We start from the raw sequence: 21,775 nt of genomic DNA, 5'->3' as shown, positions 1-21,775 counted from the left end.
TCAATATACTATTTTAACCTTCAAGCCATCTGTTATCATATTTATTTTCCGGCTTAATCTTTTTTGTATATATATAATAAGGTAATATACTCTTGCCTTAAATAAATAGTAAGAAAAGTATCAGTATATGATAACAAAGCACTTTTTTACATATTTTTTTTGTGCTTACTTTGCAACGTCCATCTTATATGTTATACCTAATTTATTATGAAAATGAAGAAAGTCATTTTGTTTATCACCTTATTCTCCATGATATCATTATTCAGTTACAGTAAAGATCCTGTAAAACAATGGGGACAACTACAAGTAAAAGGTAATCAATTATGCAGCCAAACCGGAGACTCTATTGTATTAAGAGGGGTTAGTTATGGCTGGCACAACCTATGGCCCAGATTTTACAATAAGCAATCTGTGAAATGGTTGAAAAAAGATTGGAAATGTACCGTTTTACGCGCCGCCATGGGAACAGTTATTGAAGACAACTACATTGAAAATCCGGAATTTGCATTAAAATGCATGAATAAAGTGATTAAAGCGGCAATTAAAAACGACCTCTATATAATAATCGACTGGCATACTTATTATCCACAAAAAAAAGAAGCAAAAGCATTTTTCTCAATGATGGCACAGAAATACGGAAAATATCCTCATATTATTTATGAAATATACAACGAACCTATGGAAGACAGTTGGGAAAGTGTGAAAGAATATGCAACTGATATTATCTCTGAAATACGTAAATATGATCCTGATAATATCATTCTTGTAGGCAGCCCACACTGGGACCAAGACTTACACCTGGTAGCAGAAAGTCCTTTAGAAGGATTCAATAATATAATGTATACCCTCCATTTCTATGCCGCCACTCATAAACAAGAGTTACGAGATAGAGCTGAAGCAGCATGGGAAAAAGGAATTCCCATTTTTGTGTCTGAATGTGCAGGCATGGAATGTACTGGCGATGGCCCATTAGATATACCAGAATGGACTCGTTGGGTAGAATGGCTGGAAAGCAAAAAGATCAGCTGGGTTAACTGGTCCATTTCAGACAAGAACGAAACTTGCTCCATGATTCTTCCGCGAGCAAACAAAAACGGAGGATGGGACGAGTCTTTAATAAAACCTGCAGGACGTCAAAGCCGTAAGTTTATCCGACAATACAACTCACATATTTATAAAAATAAAGAATGATAAAATAATATCAGTTTTAGGCAAATAACGTCAATAATTTACATTCCTTATTTACTAGCTTTGCATCAATAATAAATGTACGAGATTTTATACTAAAGTTAATTTTAAATTTGATAAAAATGAAAAAGAATCTCTTTTCTTTTCCCCGCTCAAAAGTGCGGATGCTAAAAGGATCAAAAGGAGTCTGGCTCTTTTTGATTATGTTCTGGATGATAAATACAGCTGCATCAGCAGCAGGTATTGAAATTAAAGGTACTGTAACAGACAGTAAAGGTGAACCTCTTCCCGGAGTTAATATTGTTGAGTTAGGAGTTAAAAAAAACAATGGTACCATCAGTGATTTAAATGGTAAATATACTATAACAGTAGAAAGCCAAAAATCTGTTCTTCAGTATACTTTTATCGGTTATAAAACAACAGAAGTCACTGTAGGAAACCGTAAAACAATCAATGTTTCACTCAAAGATGATACTCAATCTTTGGATGAAGTAGTAGTTATCGGCTATGGTACAATGAGGAAAAAAGATTTATCCGGAGCCGTTGCTTCTATTAAAAGTGATGACTTGATGCTTGGTAACCCGACCAGCATTTCCCAAGCCCTACAAGGTAAATTAGCTGGTGTACAAGTAAACCAGAGTGATGGTGCTCCCGGTTCAGGTGTAAGTATCACCATACGTGGTGCTAACTCATTCTCTACAAATTCACAACCACTTTACATTGTCGACGGTATTCCGTTTGAGGTAGGAGATACTCCAAGCAGTAAAGCCAACGAGGGCAACAACTCCACCACTAATCCTCTGTCATTGATCAACCCTAATGACATCGAATCAATCGACATTTTAAAGGATGCTTCTGCAACAGCCATTTACGGTTCTCGCGGAGCGAATGGTGTCGTATTGATTACCACTAAAAGAGGTCGTGCCGGAGACGCTAAAGTTGAGTTCTCGGCCAATTTCGGACTTTCCAAAATAGCCAAAATGGTTAAAATGCTGGATGCTTACACCTATGCTAATTATGTAAATGAGGGTGTAATCAATGGAGCTGCTTATGACAATCTTCCTTATTCATACCTTCCTTATCGTGGTAAATGGAACTACCGTCGCGACGAGAACGATAAAATCGTTCCCAATTCCGGTAAATACTATGCTTCACCGGAAGATTATCTCAATCCGGGTTATCGCGAAGACGAATACGGCAATAAAGAATGGGTAGAAGGCACCAACTGGATGGACGAGATCTTACAAGATGCATTAACACAGGAATACAATCTTAGTGTATCAGGAGGAAATGAAAAGAGCAACTATGCATTTTCAGGCAACTATACAGACCAGACAGGTATTATCAAGAATTCTGGTTATGAACGTTTTGCTGTTCGTGCCAACATCGGAAGCCATGTGAAACCTTGGTTAAATACGGGACTAAATATCAACTTCACCCGTTCGTTAACTAAGTTTGCCAAGTCAAATTCTTATGATTATAGTATCATCCGTTCTGCCATGCTTTATTTACCGACATTATATGTAGGAGACAAGACAGAAGATGATTCTTATGCATGGTTGTCAGCCAATCCACGTACATACGTTAATACAGCTAAAGATGAGCTGAAGTCAATCAATGTATTTACTTCTGCGTTTGCCGAGATTAAAATCCTCGACTGTTTGAAATTCCGTCAGAATCTAGGTATCAGTTATTCAGTAAACGATCGCGCAAGTTACTACAATCGTGAAACAGGAGAAGGTAAAGCATCCAACGGACGTGCTGGTAAAAGTGATAATTTCTGGCAAAACTTAACAGCAGAATCATTGATTACTTTCGATAAGACACTTAATAAGTTACATCATCTCAATGTAGTAGCCGGTTTCACTTACGAAAAATCGGACTGGGGTGGAAAAACAATGAATGCATCCAACTTCCCGACTGACATCACACAAGACTTCGATATGAGTCAGGCATTAAATATTGAAACACCGGCCAGCTATCGAGGACAAGCAGTTCTAGTCTCTTTATTAGGACGTGCCAACTACACATTCAAGGATCGTTATATTTTCACAGCATCATTCCGTCGTGACGGTTCAAGTCGTTTCGCTCCGGGAAATAAATTCGCGAACTTCGCTTCAGGAGCAGTAGCATGGACCATATCGGAAGAAGAATTCATCAAAAAACTGAATATATTCAGTAACTTAAAGTTGCGACTCAGCTACGGTCAAACCGGTAATCAAGCTATCAGCAGTTATCAGACTATCGCTTCACTTGCACCATCCAATTACCCTCTGGACGGAACATTAAGCAGCGGATTTGCAGGACAAACTTACAAAGGTCCTTTGAATGATAAACTCAAATGGGAAACAACCGATCAATATAATGTCGGACTCGACATGGGATTCTGGAATAACAGAATTAGTTTATCCGCTAACTATTATTACAAGAAAACCAATGACCTGCTACAAAATGTATCTATACCAAACAGTACTGGTTATACTACAATGTGGACGAATTTCGGCCATGTAAAAAACAAAGGACTTGAACTAACTGGTAAAATCATTGCATTAGATAAAAAAGACTGGAGCCTAGACTTCGACGGCAACATCTCTTTTAATAAAAATGAAATCGGAGGTTTAACAGCTGACCAATATGCTAACCAATTATGGTATAGTGCCAAAGAAGTATTTCTGCAAAGAAACGGACTACCTATCGGAACAATCTTCGGCTATATAGAAGACGGCTTCTATGATAATATAGCAGAAGTCCGTGCAGATCCAATATATGCTAAAGCATCTGATGATGAGGCTCGCAGAATGATCGGTGAAATCAAATATCTGGACAAAAACAATGACGGAAAAATAACGTCAGAAGACCGCGCCATCATCGGTGATACCAATCCTGATTTTATTTATGGTTTGAACGCCAATTTGCGATGGAAAAATCTGACTTTGGGATTGTTCTTCCAAGGAACTCATGGAAATGATATTTTTAACGGAAACTTGACTAATATCGGAATGAGCAGTATTGCAAACATCACTCAAGATGCTTATGATTCACGCTGGACACCAGAGAATGCAGCTAACGCCAGATGGCCTCGCGTCACTACTGCAATGACTCGTGACATGAAACTCTCCGATCGTTATGTAGAAGATGGTTCTTACTTCAGACTAAAAACAATCAACTTAAACTACAATTTCGGTTCAGTCATAAAAGGTATTAGCAATTTGTCTGTTTTCGGTACAGTAACAAACGTATTCACGATTACAGGTTATAGTTGGTTTGATCCGGATGTAAACGCCTTTGGTTCTGACGCTTCTAGAAGAGGAGTTGATATTTTCTCATACCCGAGCAGCAGAACATATTCAATAGGTTTTAAATTAACTTTATAATCTCAAGAAATGATGAAAAAGAAAAATATATTCATATATTTGATGGCATCCAGTCTCCTATTATCCGGAGCAGTAATGACATCATGCGAAAGTATGATCGAAGAAAAGCCTTTCGACTTCATTGTCCCTGAAGATGTTGAGGATTCTGATAATGGTGCCGACATGTGGGTAACAGGAGTATATAATACAATACACGAAGCCATGTTCAGATACGGTAGTTTCCCACGACCGCTGGACTATGACTGTGACTATATTTCCGGTGCAGTATGGCAGTTCAGCCAGTTTGGAAGTGGTAACTTCCAGGGAGGTGACGGACAGGCCGATGTACTTTGGACCGGAATGTACTCGTTGATTAACCGGGCAAATATAGCGGTCTCTGAAATCAATAAGATGCAGAATGTATCGGAAGAATTTAAAAAGAATGCATTAGGAGAATGTTATTTTCTTAAAGCATGGGCATATTTCTACTTGGTACGTGCTTATGGAGCTATCCCTATTTATTCGGTCAGTGTAAACGAATCCGGACAATATACTAACAATCCGCGTATTCCGATTGCACAAGTCTACACGGAAACAATCATACCTTTGCTTAAGGATGCTAAAGATATGATTTATAAAAACACAGATAATGGCTTTAAACCCGGAAGAGTCTGTGCTGCAACTGCAGCAGGTTTGTTAGCCAAAGTATATGCAACTATCGGTTCTGCTTCCATGTCTACCGGAGAACAAATAACAGTAAAAACCGGTGCACCGTTTGTTATGCAGAATGTAAATGGTACTATGACCAAAGTGTATACAGAACCTGTTCCGACAACATTCTCCAAGGATCAAGTTGCCGGTTACGAAAGCTTTTCTTCTCAAGAATATTACAGACTGGCCTACGAAGTTGCGGGAGATGTAATCGGAGGAGAATATGGGACACACAAACTTGAGGACTATGATTTGATTTGGTCTCCTTCCGGCAAAACTTGTAGTGAACACTTATTCGGTTTACAAACTAAATCCGGTGATGAATTATACGGTACACTATTCAGCTCGCACTACTGTGGCAGACTCAATGCAGCAGGAAACATAGACAATAGTTTAACGGTAGGATGTAGAAAACACTGGTATCTATTGTTTGAAGAAAAAGACTACCGCGTGGACAAAGGAGTGTTGCATTGTTGGATACGTCAGAACTCCGATACAAGTTGGGGTGGTGGTTCATACTATCCGAACTTCGGGAAATGGCAACGTATGGTTGAAGCCAAAGAGCCTCCGTTCGATAATCCTAAAGTAACCTCCGGATGGAGATGTGATGAAGCAGGTTCAGAACAGTTCTTTGCTTTCACCACTAAATATTCACAACAAATAGCCGATCAGACTCAACCTCGTACAGATGCCAATTACCCATTTTTACGTTATGCTGATGTTGTTCTAATTTTTGCAGAAGCAGCTAATGAATTAAATGGTCCGACAAAAGAATCGGTAGACGCTTTAAATGATGTCCGCACCCGTAGTAACGCAACAGGTAAAGAACTGGCAAACTTTACAGATAAAACCAGCCTGCGTTCTGCAATCCTTGAAGAACGTGCAATGGAATTAGCCTTGGAAGGCGATCGTCGTTGGGATTTAATACGTTGGGGAATTTATTTGCAGGCAATGAATGCTCTAGGCGGAATGGATGAAGCCAATAACGTAAAACAACGTTCCAGTAAACATCTGCTATTCCCGATTCCGACTCTTGAAATCCTGACGAACCAAGGAATTAATGAGAATAATCCTGGCTGGGATTAATCACTTATAACCATGTAATAAAACAGATTATGAAGAAAATAAAATATCTTGCAATAATCGCAGCATCCATATTTGCTTTAACATCCTGTACGGATATTGTTGAAGTCGACGATCTGAAAGCCAAAGAAAACAAACCGTCAACAGGTGCTCCGACTGTAGACAAAGTTGTTTTGGCAACAGATGCTGAATTTCCCATTGAGGGAGCGAATTTCGAACAAGTAGTACGAATTGAGGGAACAAATCTCGGAGACATCACCTCTCTAAAATTCAATGATATCGAAGTGGACAGCAAGGAGGTATATTCGACCTACGATATGCTTCTCGCACCTATTCCCCGTGCACTTCCTAAAGAAGTGACCAACACGATTTATATTACAACCAAACACGGAGAACTAAGTATTCCTTTTGTTGTTTCCATCCCTGATTTAACAATCAATGGACTCAAGAATGAATTTACCCAACCAGGAGATACGACAGTTATTACAGGTGACAACTTTGACCTTTACGGTATTACAATCGAAGAAGCAATTGTTAATCTAGGTAATTTACCGGTAAATGTAATCGATGCCACTCGTACAGAACTAACAATAGAAATCCCGGCAAATGCCACTCCGAAATCTACCCTTACTATAAAAGGAGCCAATATGGATGAAGCATACAAGCTCACATACATGGATCCGGGAGTATCTCAACTTTTTGATTTCAATAATTGGCCGGGAAGCGGTGCTTTTACACATTCCAGCCAATTCCCTGATGCCCCGAAAAATTTCTTATGTGACGGCACATTAGAAGGACAACCGGAACCATTAGTAGAAGGAGGAAAATATATTCGATTCAATAATTCCGTGAAAGCTTGGGGATGGATGGTTATGTGGGCCGGATATATTACTGTACCAGCAGAAGTAGCCGCAGATCTTTCATCATACGATTTAAGATTTGAAATCTGTACTGGAGCTAAATTCCCGATATCAGCCCAAGCGCGTATCATCTTAGGAGATTATGGATGGTATCCTTCCAAAGGAGGAATTCCGGTCAATACTTATGGCGGATGGCAAACAGTACGGATCAGTGCTGACACAGAATCATTGTTGCCCAGTTCCATCGATCCCAGTACCAACACAGCTTTCAAAATCATATTCTCTCCTGAATCTGCACAGGATTTTGATTTAAGTATGTGTAATTTCAGATTTGTTCATAAGTAAAAATAAAAAAGGGAACGCTTTAATATGGGCGTTCCCTCATAATCAAAAAGATTCGATTTATGCTAAAAGACTTATTTTCATTAGTAACGATTGTAGCACTTCTATTTTCATCTTGTTCCAAATCAGACGAAGAAGAAAATAGTGATGAGCCTCAACCAACCAAACAAACAGCTTATTTTGGAGTTAACCTGTCAGGAGCTGAATTTGGGAATGTGTATCCGGGGGTGGATGGTACCCACTATGGTTATCCCACAGAAAAAGATTTGGATTACTTTAAAGCCAAAGGCCTTTATCTGGTACGTTTTCCTTTTCGTTGGGAACGTATACAACCCACAATGAATGGGGAATTAAATGCAACAGAGCTGGCAAAAATGAAGAAATTCGTCAAAGCCGCTGAAGATAGAAACATACAGATACTTCTGGATATGCATAACTTTGGAAGATATTGTGTATATTGCGACGGTCAAAGTTCACAAAATAATCAATATGCAATCATTGGTAATGCACGATGCACTGTTGACAATTTCTGTGACGTATGGAAGAAACTGGCAAAAGAGTTTAAAGACTATAAAAATATCTGGGGTTACGACATCATGAATGAGCCCTACGAAATGCTGGCATCGACACCATGGGTTAACATAGCCCAAGCCTGCATTAATGCCATCCGCACTATAGATACTAAAACGACCATCATAGTTAGCGGAGACGAATTCAGCTCTGCCAGACGATGGAAAGAATGCAGTGACAATCTGAAAACTCTTACAGATCCAAGTAATAACCTGATATTCCAGGCACATATATATTTCGATTCGGATTCTTCCGGAAACTATAATAAAGGATATGACGAAGATGGTGCAACCGTTCAAACAGGGGTGGCTCGTTTGAAACCTTTTGTTGACTGGCTGAAAGAAAATAATAAACGTGGATTCGTTGGTGAATATGGTATACCTGATACTGACGGCCGTTGGATGGATATTCTTGATGCAGCACTTAAATATCTACAAGAAAATGGAATAAACGGAACTTACTGGTCTGCCGGTCCACGATGGGGTGATTATCCCTTATCTGTCCAACCGACCAATAATTACACACAGGATCGTCCGCAATTAAGCACGCTCCTGAAATATAAAAGTACACAACAATAATCAGAATAAATACTGTCCATGAGAACTCGAATCATCACTATTATCACTTTACTGCTATCCACTCCAATGGTTATTGCACAAAAATCAATGGATGAGATAGACAGAGAAAGCTTTGCAGCAAAGCTATCTCCAATGGAAGTAAAAGGTATACAGATGACTGAAACAGGAAATATTCCTCTTGTCAGAGATACTCCTGCAAACATCTTTTTGGACGGAACCTGGCAACTGGCAGAAGGAGGAACTGAAAAAGAACGTTTACACACTATCTGGACAGATCAAATACCTGCCCATGTGCCTGGTAGTATTCACACCGCATTAGTAGAAAATGGAATCATACCCGATCCATACATCGGACAGAATGACTCTATTGCAGAAAAACAATCTTACAAGACATGGTGGATGAAGCGGGAGTTCGAACTAGACTCCCCCTCATCTCACTGTATATTATCTTTTGGCGGAATTGCTAACAAATGTACAATATGGCTCAATGGAAAACTTTTAGGAACACACGAAGGTATGTTCGGAGGGCCCGATTTTTCAATAGGTAACTATTTAAAGAATAAAAACACTCTCATAGTAAAACTAGAAGCCATCCCTCAAATGTTTCTGGGCAACTGGCCTCCCAACGCAAATGAAAGTTGGAAATATACAGTTGTATTCAATTGCGTTTATGGATGGCATTATGCACAAATCCCATCATTAGGAATCTGGCGTAGTGTTCAATTAAAAGAACAAGCCGCAGTAGAAATAGAATCACCCTTCATCGCTACTCGTTCGCTCGATGGTCAAATGCGCTTAACTCTTGATCTGCATAAAAAATCATCTCCATTAAAAGGAGTATTATATGCAGAAGTATCTCCCAAGAACTTCAAAGGAATAACACAATATTATCGTTTCGACATAAATAGTCAGAAAAAACAGGAAACTTTATCTTTAGACTTTCAAATCAAAGATCCGCATCTTTGGTGGCCCAATGACAGAGGAGAACAATCACTATACGACCTCAACCTATTCTTCGTTCCACAAAAAGGGAAGGCAGCCCATATAAAAACGTCGTTCGGTATACGGACTATTGAGATGAGACCATTAATTGATGGTGCTAAAGAAGATTATTATAACTGGACATTCGTCATCAATGGCAAGCCGATGTTCATAAAAGGAACAGGCTGGTGCACTATGGATGCATTAATGGACTTCTCAAGAAATAAATACGAGCATTTGCTCCAGATAGCCCAAAGCCAGCACATACAAATGTTAAGAGCCTGGGGAGGAGGAATGCCCGAAACCGATGATTTTTACGAATTATGCGATAAATATGGTATTTTAGTCATGCAAGAATGGCCAACGGCCTGGAATAGCCATAACACGCAACCGTACACTATCCTGCAAGAAACAGTGGAAAGAAATACCAAACGATTAAGAAATCACCCTTCTCTTATTATGTGGGGAGCAGGGAATGAATCAGATAAACCATTCGGACCTGCAATTGACATGATGGGACGACTTAGTATAGAACTTGACGGAACACGTCCCTTCCATCGTGGGGAAGCCTGGGGAGGCAGCCTGCACAATTACAACTGCTGGTGGGACGATGCTCATCTTAATCACAATTTGAATATGACCGCTCCTTTTTGGGGAGAATTTGGGATAGCATCATTGCCTCACATCGAGACAGTGCGTAGATATTTGGACGAGGAAAAAGAAGTGTGGCCTCCCCAAAGGAGCGGTAATTTCACGCACCACACTCCTATCTTCGGAACGATGAGAGAAATAGAGAAACTTACTCAATATTCCGGTTATTTTATGCCGAAGGACTCGCTGGCTTCTTTCATACTCGGGTCACAGTTAGCACAAGTAGTAGGAGTACGCCATACATTAGAACGGGCACGCACATTATGGCCTCATACTACCGGAGCACTTTATTATAAGATGAACGATAACTATCCTGGTGTATCATGGTCATGTGTAGACTATTATGGTATCATAAAACCCGTTCACTATTTTGTGCAAAAGTCTTTTGCCCCGTTAGCAGCAGTCATGCTATTTGACCGCAGCAACCTTGCCAGTCAAGAAGTCAGTCTTCCTGTCTATCTACTTGATGACTGCCAAACATTAGAGAAAGAACCTTATCAAGTCAAAGTGTCTATATACAATGCATTACTAGATACTGTTGCCACCCATACTTTCAACGGTATCGGCGATGATAATGTCGTCAAAAAACTAGGAGAAATAAATCTGAATAGAGAACAAACCAAATCGACCATGCTATTCTTTGTTCTGGACATAATCAAAGATAACAAAAACATATATCGGAATTATTACTTTACCAATTACGAAGTACGTCCGGGCTCCATCGTATCAATGCCCCAAACAGAAATTAAAATGGAACGCACAGGTAATATGGTGACTTTAACAAATACAGGAAAGCACCCTGCTATCGGAGTACACGTAGAAGTACCAGAAAAAATGGACCAACTTATCGTTTCGGAGAACTATATATGGCTTAACCCACAGGAATCAAAAATATTAAAAATAAATTTGGAATCTCCAGTTATTGTAAAAGGCTGGAATCTTCAATCACCCTATTAAACAGAACATTATGAAAAAAGTTTTTATTTCGGCTTTTCTACTACTTAGCCTTCTTACTCTAAATGGATGTAAAAGTAATCAACCTCCGGTAAAAGAGACAGGTGAACCTTACGGAGTAAACTTGGCATGCGCGGACTTCGGTTCATCTTTCCCCGGTGAGTATAATAAAGACTATACCTACCCGACAGATCAAGACCTCGAATATTGGCAAAAGAAAGGGCTGAAACTTATCCGGTTACCATTCAAATGGGAACGGCTACAACTTGACTTAAAAGGACCGCTAAACCAGCATGACCTCAATAAAATGAAAGAATTGGTCAGAGCAGCAGAGAAACGCGATATGGTGGTTATTCTTGACTTACATAATTACTGTCGCCGCTTCATGAACAACGAACATACCCTCATTGGAAACAACGGATTAACAATCGAAGACCTGGCTTCTTTCTGGCAAGCTATCGCTAAAGAATTCTCCACTTTTAAAAACATATATGGTTACGGGCTAATGAACGAACCACATGATCTGGCCCCGGAAACCAAGTGGTTCGACATGGCACAAGCGTCCATCAATGCCATACGAGAAGTCGACACAAATACGCTTATTATGGTAGGCGGCAACGACTGGTCATCAGCAGAGCGTTGGATCGAGCAGAGTGATACACTCAAATTCTTAAAAGACCCGGCTAATAACCTTGCTTTTGAAGCTCATGTATATTTTGACAAGGATGCATCCGGTACGTACAAATATTCATACGAAGAGGAAGAATGTTATCCGGAGAAAGGAATCGACCGGGTAAAACCATTTGTAGAATGGATTAAACAGAATAAATTCCATGGTTTTATCGGAGAATATGGAATCCCCGACAATGATCCCCGTTGGAATGAAACCCTCGACTTATTCTTGGGATATTTACAAGAAAATGGAATCAATGGTACATATTGGGCTGCGGGTCCGTGGTGGGATACCTATTTCATGGCAATCACCCCCAAAGACGGAAAAGACAGACCGCAAATGCCTATCATTGAGAAATATACAAGTACCTTAAAAAAATAGAATTATGTTCAAACGATTCTCCATCTGCTATATTTTATTCATGTTTTGTATAACTGGAACTTCCGCCCAAGAAGACCGGTGGACAGGAAACGCCACGAATCTATCCAAAGGAAACTTAAGAGTAAATTCTTCAGGACGTTACCTAGAATACAGTGACGGAACTCCTTTTCTCTACATGGGAGATACAGCATGGGAACTCATCAGCCGCTTAAATGACAAAGAGACTGAACTATATTTGGAGAATCGCAGAGAAAAAGGATTTACCGTCATACAAACGGTAATCCTGGATGAATTAGATGATATGGATGTTTCATCTAACGGAGAACCTAAGTTAATTGACGGCAATATTGACAAGCCCGCTCCCGGCTATTTCACTCATGTAGACAAAGTTATTTCTCTGGCAGCAGCCAAAGGTTTATACATAGCTCTATTACCAACCTGGGGAGATAAGGTAGACAAACAATGGGGAAAAGGACCGGAGATTTTTACACCGGAAAATGCATATAGATACGGCAAATGGTTAGGAGAACGTTATATGAACGCACCCAATCTGATATGGATAATAGGAGGTGATCGAAGTGGAGACGGAAAAAACTTTGCCATTTGGAATGCATTAGCAACCGGTATTAAAAGTGTAGACAAAAACCATTTGATGACCTATCATCCTCATGGAGAGCACTCATCCTCGTTCTGGTTTCACAATGCTTCGTGGCTGGATTTTAATATGTGTCAATCCGGACACGCACAACAAGATTTCGCAATCTATCAACGTCTGCTTTTGCCCGATTTAAAAAAGGAACCACACAAGCCATGCATGGACGGAGAACCCCGATATGAAAATATTCCGATCAATTTCAAAAAAGAAAATGGAAGATTTGGAGATGATGATATCCGCCATACACTTTACCAAAGTATGTTCAGCGGAGCTTGTGGATATACATACGGCTGTAATGATATATGGCAGATGTTTGATACCGGACGTGAGCCTAAATGTGACGCCGACACTCCATGGTACCAATCAATGGATAAACAAGGAGCATGGGACTTAATTCACTTTCGCAGATTATGGGAAAAATTTGACTTTACTCAAGGAAAAAACCAACAAACCATCTTTGGCAATATACCTTTAGAAAATAAAAACTATCCCGTAGCATTCGGCAACAAAGACTACTTATTAGTATATTTTCCACAAGGTGGAGAGAGAACGATTTATTTGCCTTCAATGAAGGCATCCAAACGGTCTTTAAAGTGGATGAATCCTCGCAATGGAAGAATCACATTCCATCAAAATACAACAGCAGATACCATTCCCGTATCCTCTCCCACAAAGGGAAAAGGAAATGACTGGGTTTTAATTATAGAATAATTAACCGAGAAAAATAACTATAGAATATGAAAAGTAATAGATTAGAAGAGCTAACACAAAATTATGAAGCTCTTATCAACCGAAAAAATGAGATATGTAACAATAGCAACGGTATATATAAACGTTACTACCACCCTGTATTAACAGCAGAACATGCACCACTCATCTGGAAGTATGATTTTGATGAAAAACAAAACCCATTCATGGAAGAAAGAATTGGTATCAACGCTGTAATGAATACGGGAGCCATCAAGATCAATCATAAATACTATCTTGTGGCGCGTGTGGAAGGAGCAGACCGAAAATCATTCTTTGCAGTAGCAGAAAGTAATAGTCCCGTAGACGGATTTCGTTTTTGGGATTATCCGATAGAAATGCCGGAGACAGACATTCCTGATACCAATATGTACGATATGCGCCTGACCGCACATGAAGATGGATGGATTTATGGCATTTTTTGTGCGGAACGCAAAGATACAAACGCTCCAGCCGGTGATTTATCTTCCGCAGTAGCCGTTGCAGGTATTGCACGAACAAAAGACCTAAAAACATGGCAACGCTTGCCGGATCTGAAATCTCCGAGCCAGCAACGTAACGTAGTGCTTCATCCGGAATTTGTGAATGGGAAGTATGCCCTGTATACCCGCCCTCAAGATGGTTTTATTGACGCCGGCAATGGAGGAGGTATCGGATGGGCACTCATAGATGACATCTGTCATGCCGAAATAAAAGAGGAAAAAATCATCAATAAACGGTTTTATCATACGATCAAGGAGGTAAAAAATGGAGAAGGGCCACACCCCATTAAAACTCCACAAGGATGGTTACATTTAGCACATGGTGTAAGAGGATGCGCAGCCGGATTACGCTATGTATTATACTTATACATGACTTCTTTAGAAGATCCGACAGAAATTATAGCTGAACCTGCAGGTTATTTCATGGCCCCTATAGGAGAAGAAAGAATCGGTGATGTATCGAATGTATTATTCTCAAACGGATGGATTGAAGATGATAACGGAAAAATTTATATCTATTATGCGTCTTCGGACACCCGTCTTCATGTAGCCGAATCAACAGTAAGCCAGCTTGTAGATTATTGTCTGCACACACCAACCGACGGTTTCCGTTCTATAGAATCTGTGAAGCGGATCATTACTATGGTAAACCACAATAAACAATACCTGAAACAATAAATACATCACCATGGAAAACATAAAACTAAGAGAAAAAATCGGGTATGGATTAGGAGATGCTGCTTCTTCCATGTTTTGGAAGTTATTCACAATGTATCTGCTATTCTTCTACACAGACGTGGTAGGTATCTCTTCGGCAGTGGTAGGAACAATGTTCCTTATCACACGCATTTGGGACACTTTCCTCGATCCGTTTGTCGGAATATTAGGCGACCGGACAAACTCACGCTGGGGTAAATTCCGCCCCTACCTACTATGGATAGCCATACCATTCGGCATCTGTGGTATACTGACCTTCTCATCTTTTGGAGATAACATGACTACCAAAATAATATTTGCCTATGCCACATATACCCTTATGATGATGGTATATTCATTAATCAATGTTCCGTACGCATCTCTATTAGGAGTAATGTCTGCCAATCCACAAGTACGCACAGAGTTCTCCTCCTACCGCATGACATTTGCTTTTGGAGGAAGTATTCTGGTACTATTCCTCATTGAGCCACTGGTTGATATATTCAGTAAAATGAAGATAACGGAAAATATACCTGACATCGCTTTCGGCTGGCAGATGGCTGCAGTCGTATTTGCGATTATGGCTAGTGGAATGTTCTTATTAACTTTTCTATGGACAAAAGAAAGAGTGCAGCCCATAAAGGAAGAAAAAGGATCACTGAAAGAAGATCTGAAAGATCTGGGCAGAAACAAACCCTGGTGGATTCTTTTATGCGCAGGAATCATGGCATTAGTGTTCAATTCTCTTCGTGACGGTTCTGCTGTATTCTATTTCAAATATTATGTAGACAGCTCCGATACATTCTCTTTCTCATTCATGAATAGTGCCATTACTCTAATCACGATCTACTTGGTATTAGGACAAGCCGCCAATATCCTCGGAATCATGTTTGTGCCATCACTCACCAAAAGAATCGGTAAAAAGAAAACTTATTTTGTAGCAATGGTTGGCGCTACCATTCTAAGTGTTTTATTCTACTTCCTTCCTAAAGATTTTATCTGGGGAATTCTTTGTTTACAGGTCTTAATAAGTATCTGTGCGGGTATTATTTCTCCTTTATTATGGTCTATGTATGCAGATATATCAGACTATTCCGAATGGAAAACCGGAAGACGGGCAACCGGCCTGATATTCTCTTCTTCGTCCATGTCTCAAAAGTTCGGTTGGACAATCGGAGGTGCTTTGACCGGATGGCTACTGGCCTATTTCGGTTTCAAAGCAAATGTAATCCAATCCGACTTTGCTCAAACCGGCATTTGTATGATGATGAGTATCTTCCCGGCAATTGCCACCATGCTATCAGCATTCTTCATTTCACGTTATCCGTTAAATGAAAAAAGATTATATGAAATATCAACAGAACTCGAAGAGAGAAGAAAAAAGTAAATTCATCACTAACCAACTAACCAATATGGCTCATATTCCAATTCGGTCCTATTTATATTTACTATTGGGTACAACCCTATTCTCATGTGCACCTCAAGAGCTAAAAACGCCATTTGAATTAAAATGTGAGAATATACCCGTTCCTGTAGGAGTAGATACTCAAACTCCCAGACTCTCCTGGAAACTTCCGCTACTAGAGGAAGATAGTATCAACAGAGTTGAGATATGGCTATCAACAGACAGTACTCAATTATCAGACAGACAGTCCGGTTATTGGAACAAATCCATCATAGGAGCTCCCATAAGAGTCTCCTATGATGGACAACCATTAGATTCATATACAACGTATTATTGGAAAATAGGCTATCAAACCTCTTCCAAACAGAAAACTACATTTTCTCCAATATCCTCCTTCACGACAGGATGTTTATCACCCGACAACTGGAAAGGGAAATGGATTACTGACAAACATGACATCACATACCGTCCGGCACCCTATTATAGAAAGAGCTTCCAATTAGACAAAACAATCGAGCAAGCCTTACTCACTATTGCATCGGCAGGCCTGCATGAGCTCTCAGTCAACGGGCAACGGGCAGGAAATCATTTCCTGGACCCTATGTATACACATTTCGACAAACGTATACTATCAGTCACTCATGATGTTACGTCATTACTATCTCTGGGTGAAAATGTAATAGGAGTACAACTGGGGAACGGCTGGTATAATCATCAATCCACAGCAGTATGGTTTTTCGACAAGGCTTCATGGAGAAACCGCCCTAAATTCACAGCACAACTCCATCTGCGTTACACAGATGGAACAACAGAATATCTGGGTACTGACTCAACCTGGCAAACAACTGACAGCCCGGTTATTTTCAACAGCATCTATACAGCCGAGCATTATGATGCACAGAAAGAATTAGCAGGCTGGGACTCCCCCGGATTCAACGCTACCGGATGGTATCATGCACAAGAAACCGAATCGCCTACGGAAACGATCAAATCACAAGTTATGCATCCGATTCGTGAAACGGCCCGCTATACAGCAACTCAATGTAAAAAAATAAATGACAGCTGCTACGTCTATCATTTCCCCCAAAACATTGCAGGTGTCACCGAGCTAAAAGTGAAAGGAAAAAAAGGAACAAAACTGCGCCTGAAACATGGGGAACTTTTAGACAAAAACGGTATGGTAAACATGGCAAATATAGATTATCACTACCGGCCGACAGACGACAGCGATCCTTTTCAAACAGACATCGTCATACTTAGCGGAAAGCAAGATAGATTCATGCCCAAATTCAACTACAAAGGTTTTCAGTTTGTAGAAGTCTCATCATCTGCCCCCATTCAATTATCCGACGAAAATCTTATTGCAGTAGAAATGCACAGTGATGTTCCGATCATCGGCTACTGGTCTTCGTCATCCGATCTGCTAAACAAAATATGGAAAGCCACTAACAGTTCCTATTTAGCCAACTTGTTCGGTTACCCGACTGACTGCCCTCAACGGGAAAAGAATGGCTGGACAGGAGATGCACATATTGCCATAGAAACAGGATTATACAATTTCGATGGTATCTCTATATATGAGAAATGGATGAACGACTTTTGTGATGAACAAAAAGACAACGGAGTCCTCCCATGTATCATCCCAACTTCTGTATGGGGCTATGATTGGGCCAACGGGGTCGACTGGACGAGTGCTGTCGCCATTATCCCCTGGGAAATTTATCGATTTTACGGAGATACCACATTACTCCGCCGCATGTACGGACCAATCAAAAAATATGTCTCCTATATAGAATCCATATCAACCAATCATCTTACAGACTGGGGACTGGGCGACTGGGTACCTGTACGCTCAAAAAGCAATATAACCTTGACTTCCTCTATCTATTATTATACGGACGTCTGTATTCTAGCCAAAGCAGCCAGACTTTTCGGATATGCCGAAGATGCCTCCTATTATAACACGCTGGCACAAAAAATAAAAGAGGCTATCAACACCAGTTTTCTCAATAAGGAAACAGGAATATATGCAGAGGGAACACAGACAGAACTTGCCATGCCATTATACTGGGGAATCGTTCCGGAAGAAGATAAAAAGAAAGTTGCTGCCAGACTACATGAATTGGTAGAAAAAGACGATTATCATCTGGACGTCGGTTTATTAGGAAGCAAGGCCCTACTTTCCGCCCTGTCAGATAACGGATATGCGGAAACAGCTTACAAAGTCGCATCACAAGACACCTATCCTTCCTGGGGGTACTGGATCAAACAAGGTGCTACAACTCTACATGAAAATTGGCGGACAGATGTCGTTATCGACAACTCATATAACCATATTATGTTCGGAGAAATAGGAGCATGGCTATACAAAGGACTGGGAGGAATTCAGATGGATGAAAAACATCCCGGATTCAAGCATATTTTGCTAAAACCTTTCTTTCCGGCAGACATGAATGAACTTACCATACGCTATAATACTCCCTATGGCTGGTTAAATATCAACTGGGTTCGTCAAACTAATGACTGCATCCGTTATACAATCGATATTCCGGCAGGCACTTCTGCAACATTTGTTCCTTTTACAATGCCAGAACCCCAAAAATCTATAACTTTACAAGCCGGAAAACATTCACTTGAACTTGATTTTATTCACCAATTAATCAATCAACGATAACTATGTACAAAAGAATCACCTTATTCACATTCATTTGCCTGCTCGCTTTAGCAGGAATAGCCCAAAATAAAGACACTTATACCATTTTATTATCCGGAGCATCTTTTGCCGAACCTAACAATAAGTGGTTTGAAATGGGATGTCGTGCCCTTCACGCCATCCCCATCAATCGGGCTGTAAGTGCAGAATCTATTGCTCACACTGCAAATAAAATGCTGGACGGTACTCTCTATACCCCGGAAGAGTTCGATAACATTGATGTATTTGTCTTGATGCAAGTACATGAAAAAGACGTATATAACGAAGCAAACTTAAAAGAGAACTACAAGGATTATAAAACTCCTTTTGATGCTTCCGACTATGCCGTTTGCTATGATTATGTCATCAAGCGCTACATATCAGACTGTTATAACCAGAAATTCAATCCAAAATCCAGATATTACAACACTCCTTATGGGAAACCTGCTTCTATTGTCTTATGTACTCATTGGCATGACAGTCGTCCGATATTCAACACTTCGGTCCGAAAACTGGCAGAAAAATGGGGATTCCCGGTAGTAGAATTCGACAGATACATCGGATTCTCCAAAAACCAGAAACATCCGGTTACAGGAAAACAATATAGCCTAATTTACACTGGGGATTCACAAGAGACTCATGGAGAAATATTTGGATGGCATCCGCCACATGGAGAACATTCATTTATTCAACAGCGCATGGCTGCAATCTTTGCCGATACGCTTCGTAAGATATTGCTTCCCAAAGAATATATTAATGAATAATCACCAAATACTCATCGGATGAAAAAACTTCTATCATTAACAGTTTGCTTGTTATTTGTCCTATCACAAATAATGGCACAGCTTTCCGTACCTTCTTTCTTTTCAGACCACATGGTGCTGCAACGTGAGAAGCCAATCAATATATGGGGAACTGCCAGTGCCGGTGAGCGAATTAGCGTAACATTAGGAAATGCTCAAAAGAGTACCCGAACCGATAAAAATGGGAAATGGTCAGTCAGCCTACCTCCTATGCAAGCCGGTGGACCGTATACTCTAAATGTAAAAAGCCTCAAGCAGACTTTATCATTTACAGATATTTTAATCGGTGAAGTATGGATTTGTAGCGGACAGTCAAATATGGAGTTTCGTCTGCGTAGCGCTAATCATGCTACCGAAGAAGTCGCAGCTGCCAATTACCCTCAAATCCGTTCATTCAACGTAATTCAAGAAATGGGGCACACTCCTAAAACCGACTTAAAAGGTAAATGGGAAGTATGTTCACCCGCCTCCGCTTCTGATTTTTCAGCTGTCGGCTATTTCTTTGCGCGTGAATTATACCAAAAACTCAATATTCCTATCGGATTCATCAACTCCTCATGGGGTGGTACGGACATCGAAACCTGGATGAGCATGGAAGTGATAGAGCATTTCCCGAAATATGAAAAATCATTAGCCCGTATGCGCTCTTCTGAATTCGAAGAATACATCAAGCACAGTGACAAAGTCAAAAAAGAATTCGAACAAGCCATCATAAACGAACCGGGAGAAAAAGAGAAATGGTATTTAGAAAACACCCCTACAGAAAACTGGAAGGAACATATTGTTCCGTCATTATGGTCAAATGAAGAGTTATCCGGTATAGATGGAGTTGTATGGTTTACTTATCAGTTTTCCATACCGGCCAACTGTTTAGGACAGGATGCAGAATTGAGTCTCGGTACTATCGATGACGATGACATTACCTGGGTTAACGGACATGAAGTAGGACGAACGGTAGGATATGACCTGAAACGTTTATACAAGATCCCGGCAGAAGTATTAAAGGAACAGAATACCATCACTATTAAAATATCCGACTATCGTGGAGGAGGCGGTCTATATGGTCCTAAAGATGAAGTATACCTGAAAGTCAACAACCGAATTTTCCCTTTGTGTGATAATTGGAAGTATAAAGTTGCAGTATCGAGTGCACAATATGATTATGTAGAATATGGTCCTAACGCTTTTCCTTCTTTGCTGTTCAACGCAATGATTCATCCACTGGTAGGTTTGGGGATGAAAGGGGTAATCTGGTATCAGGGAGAAAACAATGCCGCCCGCGCCAACGAATACATTGATTTATTTCCGGCTTTAATTACAGACTGGAGAAGTAGATGGAATAACGAATTTCCATTTTATTGGGTTCAATTAGCAAACTTCATGTCTCCGGCCAAGCAGCCCTCTGAAAGTCATTGGGCAAACCTGCGGGATACACAGTCGAAGACACTGGCCTTACCACATACAGGACAGGCCGTCATTATAGACATCGGTGAAGAAAATGACATACATCCCCGCAACAAACAAGATGTAGGTAAACGACTTGCTTTGCATGCTCTCCACAATGATTACGGATATAACTCTATTGTTTGCACCGGCCCGATATTCCAGTCGGTAAAAAGAATCGGAGATGCACTGGAGGTCACCTTTAACGCTTGTGACGAGCAACTAGTAGCTCGTAATAAATATGGCTATTTATCAGGATTCGCCATTGCCGGCGCAGATGGAAAATACCAATGGGCACAGGCTAAAATCGAAAACAATAAAGTAATAGTATGGAATAAGGAAATACAGCAACCGGTCTCTGTACGATATGCTTGGGGAGATAATCCCGATGATGCTAACTTATACAACGCAGCCGGTTTACCTGCCTCGCCTTTCGAAGGACACATCAGCCAATAAACGGCCTACAAAAACAGAAAAAGAATACCGGCAATGAATGTATGATCATCATTTCCGGTATTTTTCATATT

The 21,775-nt window shown here is 40.3% G+C and carries 13 protein-coding genes; all 13 read left to right on the top strand.

Annotated elements, in window-relative coordinates; all coding sequences use genetic code 11:
• Positions 1–213 precede the first annotated feature (213 nt).
• Positions 214–1,191: a glycoside hydrolase family 5 protein gene (locus tag KFO40_RS01375; RefSeq protein ID WP_008642318.1), complete on the top strand. Its 978-nt coding sequence runs from the start codon at positions 214–216 to the stop codon at positions 1,189–1,191.
• A gap of 119 nt (positions 1,192–1,310) precedes the next feature.
• Entirely contained in the window at positions 1,311–4,562 is a 3,252-nt protein-coding gene (locus KFO40_RS01370) for a SusC/RagA family TonB-linked outer membrane protein (protein ID WP_211145993.1), read from the top strand.
• Positions 4,563–4,574: 12 nt separating this feature from the next.
• Positions 4,575–6,338 carry a RagB/SusD family nutrient uptake outer membrane protein gene (locus tag KFO40_RS01365; protein ID WP_008642316.1) on the top strand — a complete coding sequence of 588 codons (1,764 nt, stop codon included), beginning with the start codon at positions 4,575–4,577 and terminating at the stop codon, positions 6,336–6,338.
• A 29-nt stretch (positions 6,339–6,367) separates the two neighbouring features.
• On the top strand, positions 6,368–7,540 hold the full coding sequence (locus KFO40_RS01360) for a glycan-binding surface protein (RefSeq protein WP_055234446.1): 1,173 nt from the start codon (positions 6,368–6,370) through the stop codon (positions 7,538–7,540).
• A gap of 59 nt (positions 7,541–7,599) precedes the next feature.
• Complete coding sequence (locus KFO40_RS01355) at positions 7,600–8,685, top strand: glycoside hydrolase family 5 protein (RefSeq protein WP_004298400.1); 1,086 nt, start codon at positions 7,600–7,602, stop codon at positions 8,683–8,685.
• 18 nt (positions 8,686–8,703) lie between these two features.
• Complete coding sequence (locus KFO40_RS01350) at positions 8,704–11,274, top strand: glycoside hydrolase family 2 protein (RefSeq protein WP_211145992.1); 2,571 nt, start codon at positions 8,704–8,706, stop codon at positions 11,272–11,274.
• A gap of 10 nt (positions 11,275–11,284) precedes the next feature.
• A complete protein-coding gene (locus tag KFO40_RS01345; RefSeq protein WP_004322990.1) occupies positions 11,285–12,325 on the top strand; it encodes a glycoside hydrolase family 5 protein in 1,041 nt (346 codons plus the stop codon).
• A 4-nt stretch (positions 12,326–12,329) separates the two neighbouring features.
• Positions 12,330–13,691, top strand: a complete 1,362-nt coding sequence (locus tag KFO40_RS01340) for a DUF4038 domain-containing protein (protein ID WP_004317077.1) — start codon at positions 12,330–12,332, stop codon at positions 13,689–13,691.
• A gap of 26 nt (positions 13,692–13,717) precedes the next feature.
• A complete protein-coding gene (locus KFO40_RS01335; protein ID WP_004298408.1) occupies positions 13,718–14,887 on the top strand; it encodes a glycosidase in 1,170 nt (389 codons plus the stop codon).
• Positions 14,888–14,897: 10 nt separating this feature from the next.
• Complete coding sequence (locus KFO40_RS01330) at positions 14,898–16,292, top strand: MFS transporter (RefSeq protein WP_004298410.1); 1,395 nt, start codon at positions 14,898–14,900, stop codon at positions 16,290–16,292.
• Positions 16,252–18,984 (top strand): alpha-L-rhamnosidase, encoded by a 2,733-nt coding sequence (locus KFO40_RS01325; protein ID WP_211145991.1) that lies wholly within the window; start codon positions 16,252–16,254, stop codon positions 18,982–18,984. The genes KFO40_RS01330 and KFO40_RS01325 overlap by 41 nt, the downstream gene beginning before the upstream one ends.
• A gap of 2 nt (positions 18,985–18,986) precedes the next feature.
• Positions 18,987–19,766, top strand: coding sequence for a DUF5040 domain-containing protein (locus KFO40_RS01320; protein ID WP_004298414.1), 780 nt, complete (start codon positions 18,987–18,989; stop codon positions 19,764–19,766).
• An 18-nt stretch (positions 19,767–19,784) separates the two neighbouring features.
• Positions 19,785–21,704 carry a sialate O-acetylesterase gene (locus tag KFO40_RS01315; protein WP_211145990.1) on the top strand — a complete coding sequence of 640 codons (1,920 nt, stop codon included), beginning with the start codon at positions 19,785–19,787 and terminating at the stop codon, positions 21,702–21,704.
• Positions 21,705–21,775: the final 71 nt, after the last annotated feature.

This window comes from Bacteroides sp. 1001302B_160321_D4, assembly GCF_015667765.1.
Taxonomy (GTDB): domain Bacteria; phylum Bacteroidota; class Bacteroidia; order Bacteroidales; family Bacteroidaceae; genus Bacteroides; species Bacteroides xylanisolvens.
The sequence above is the reverse complement of the archived record's forward strand: the minus strand, read 5'-3'. Positions and strand labels throughout refer to the sequence as shown.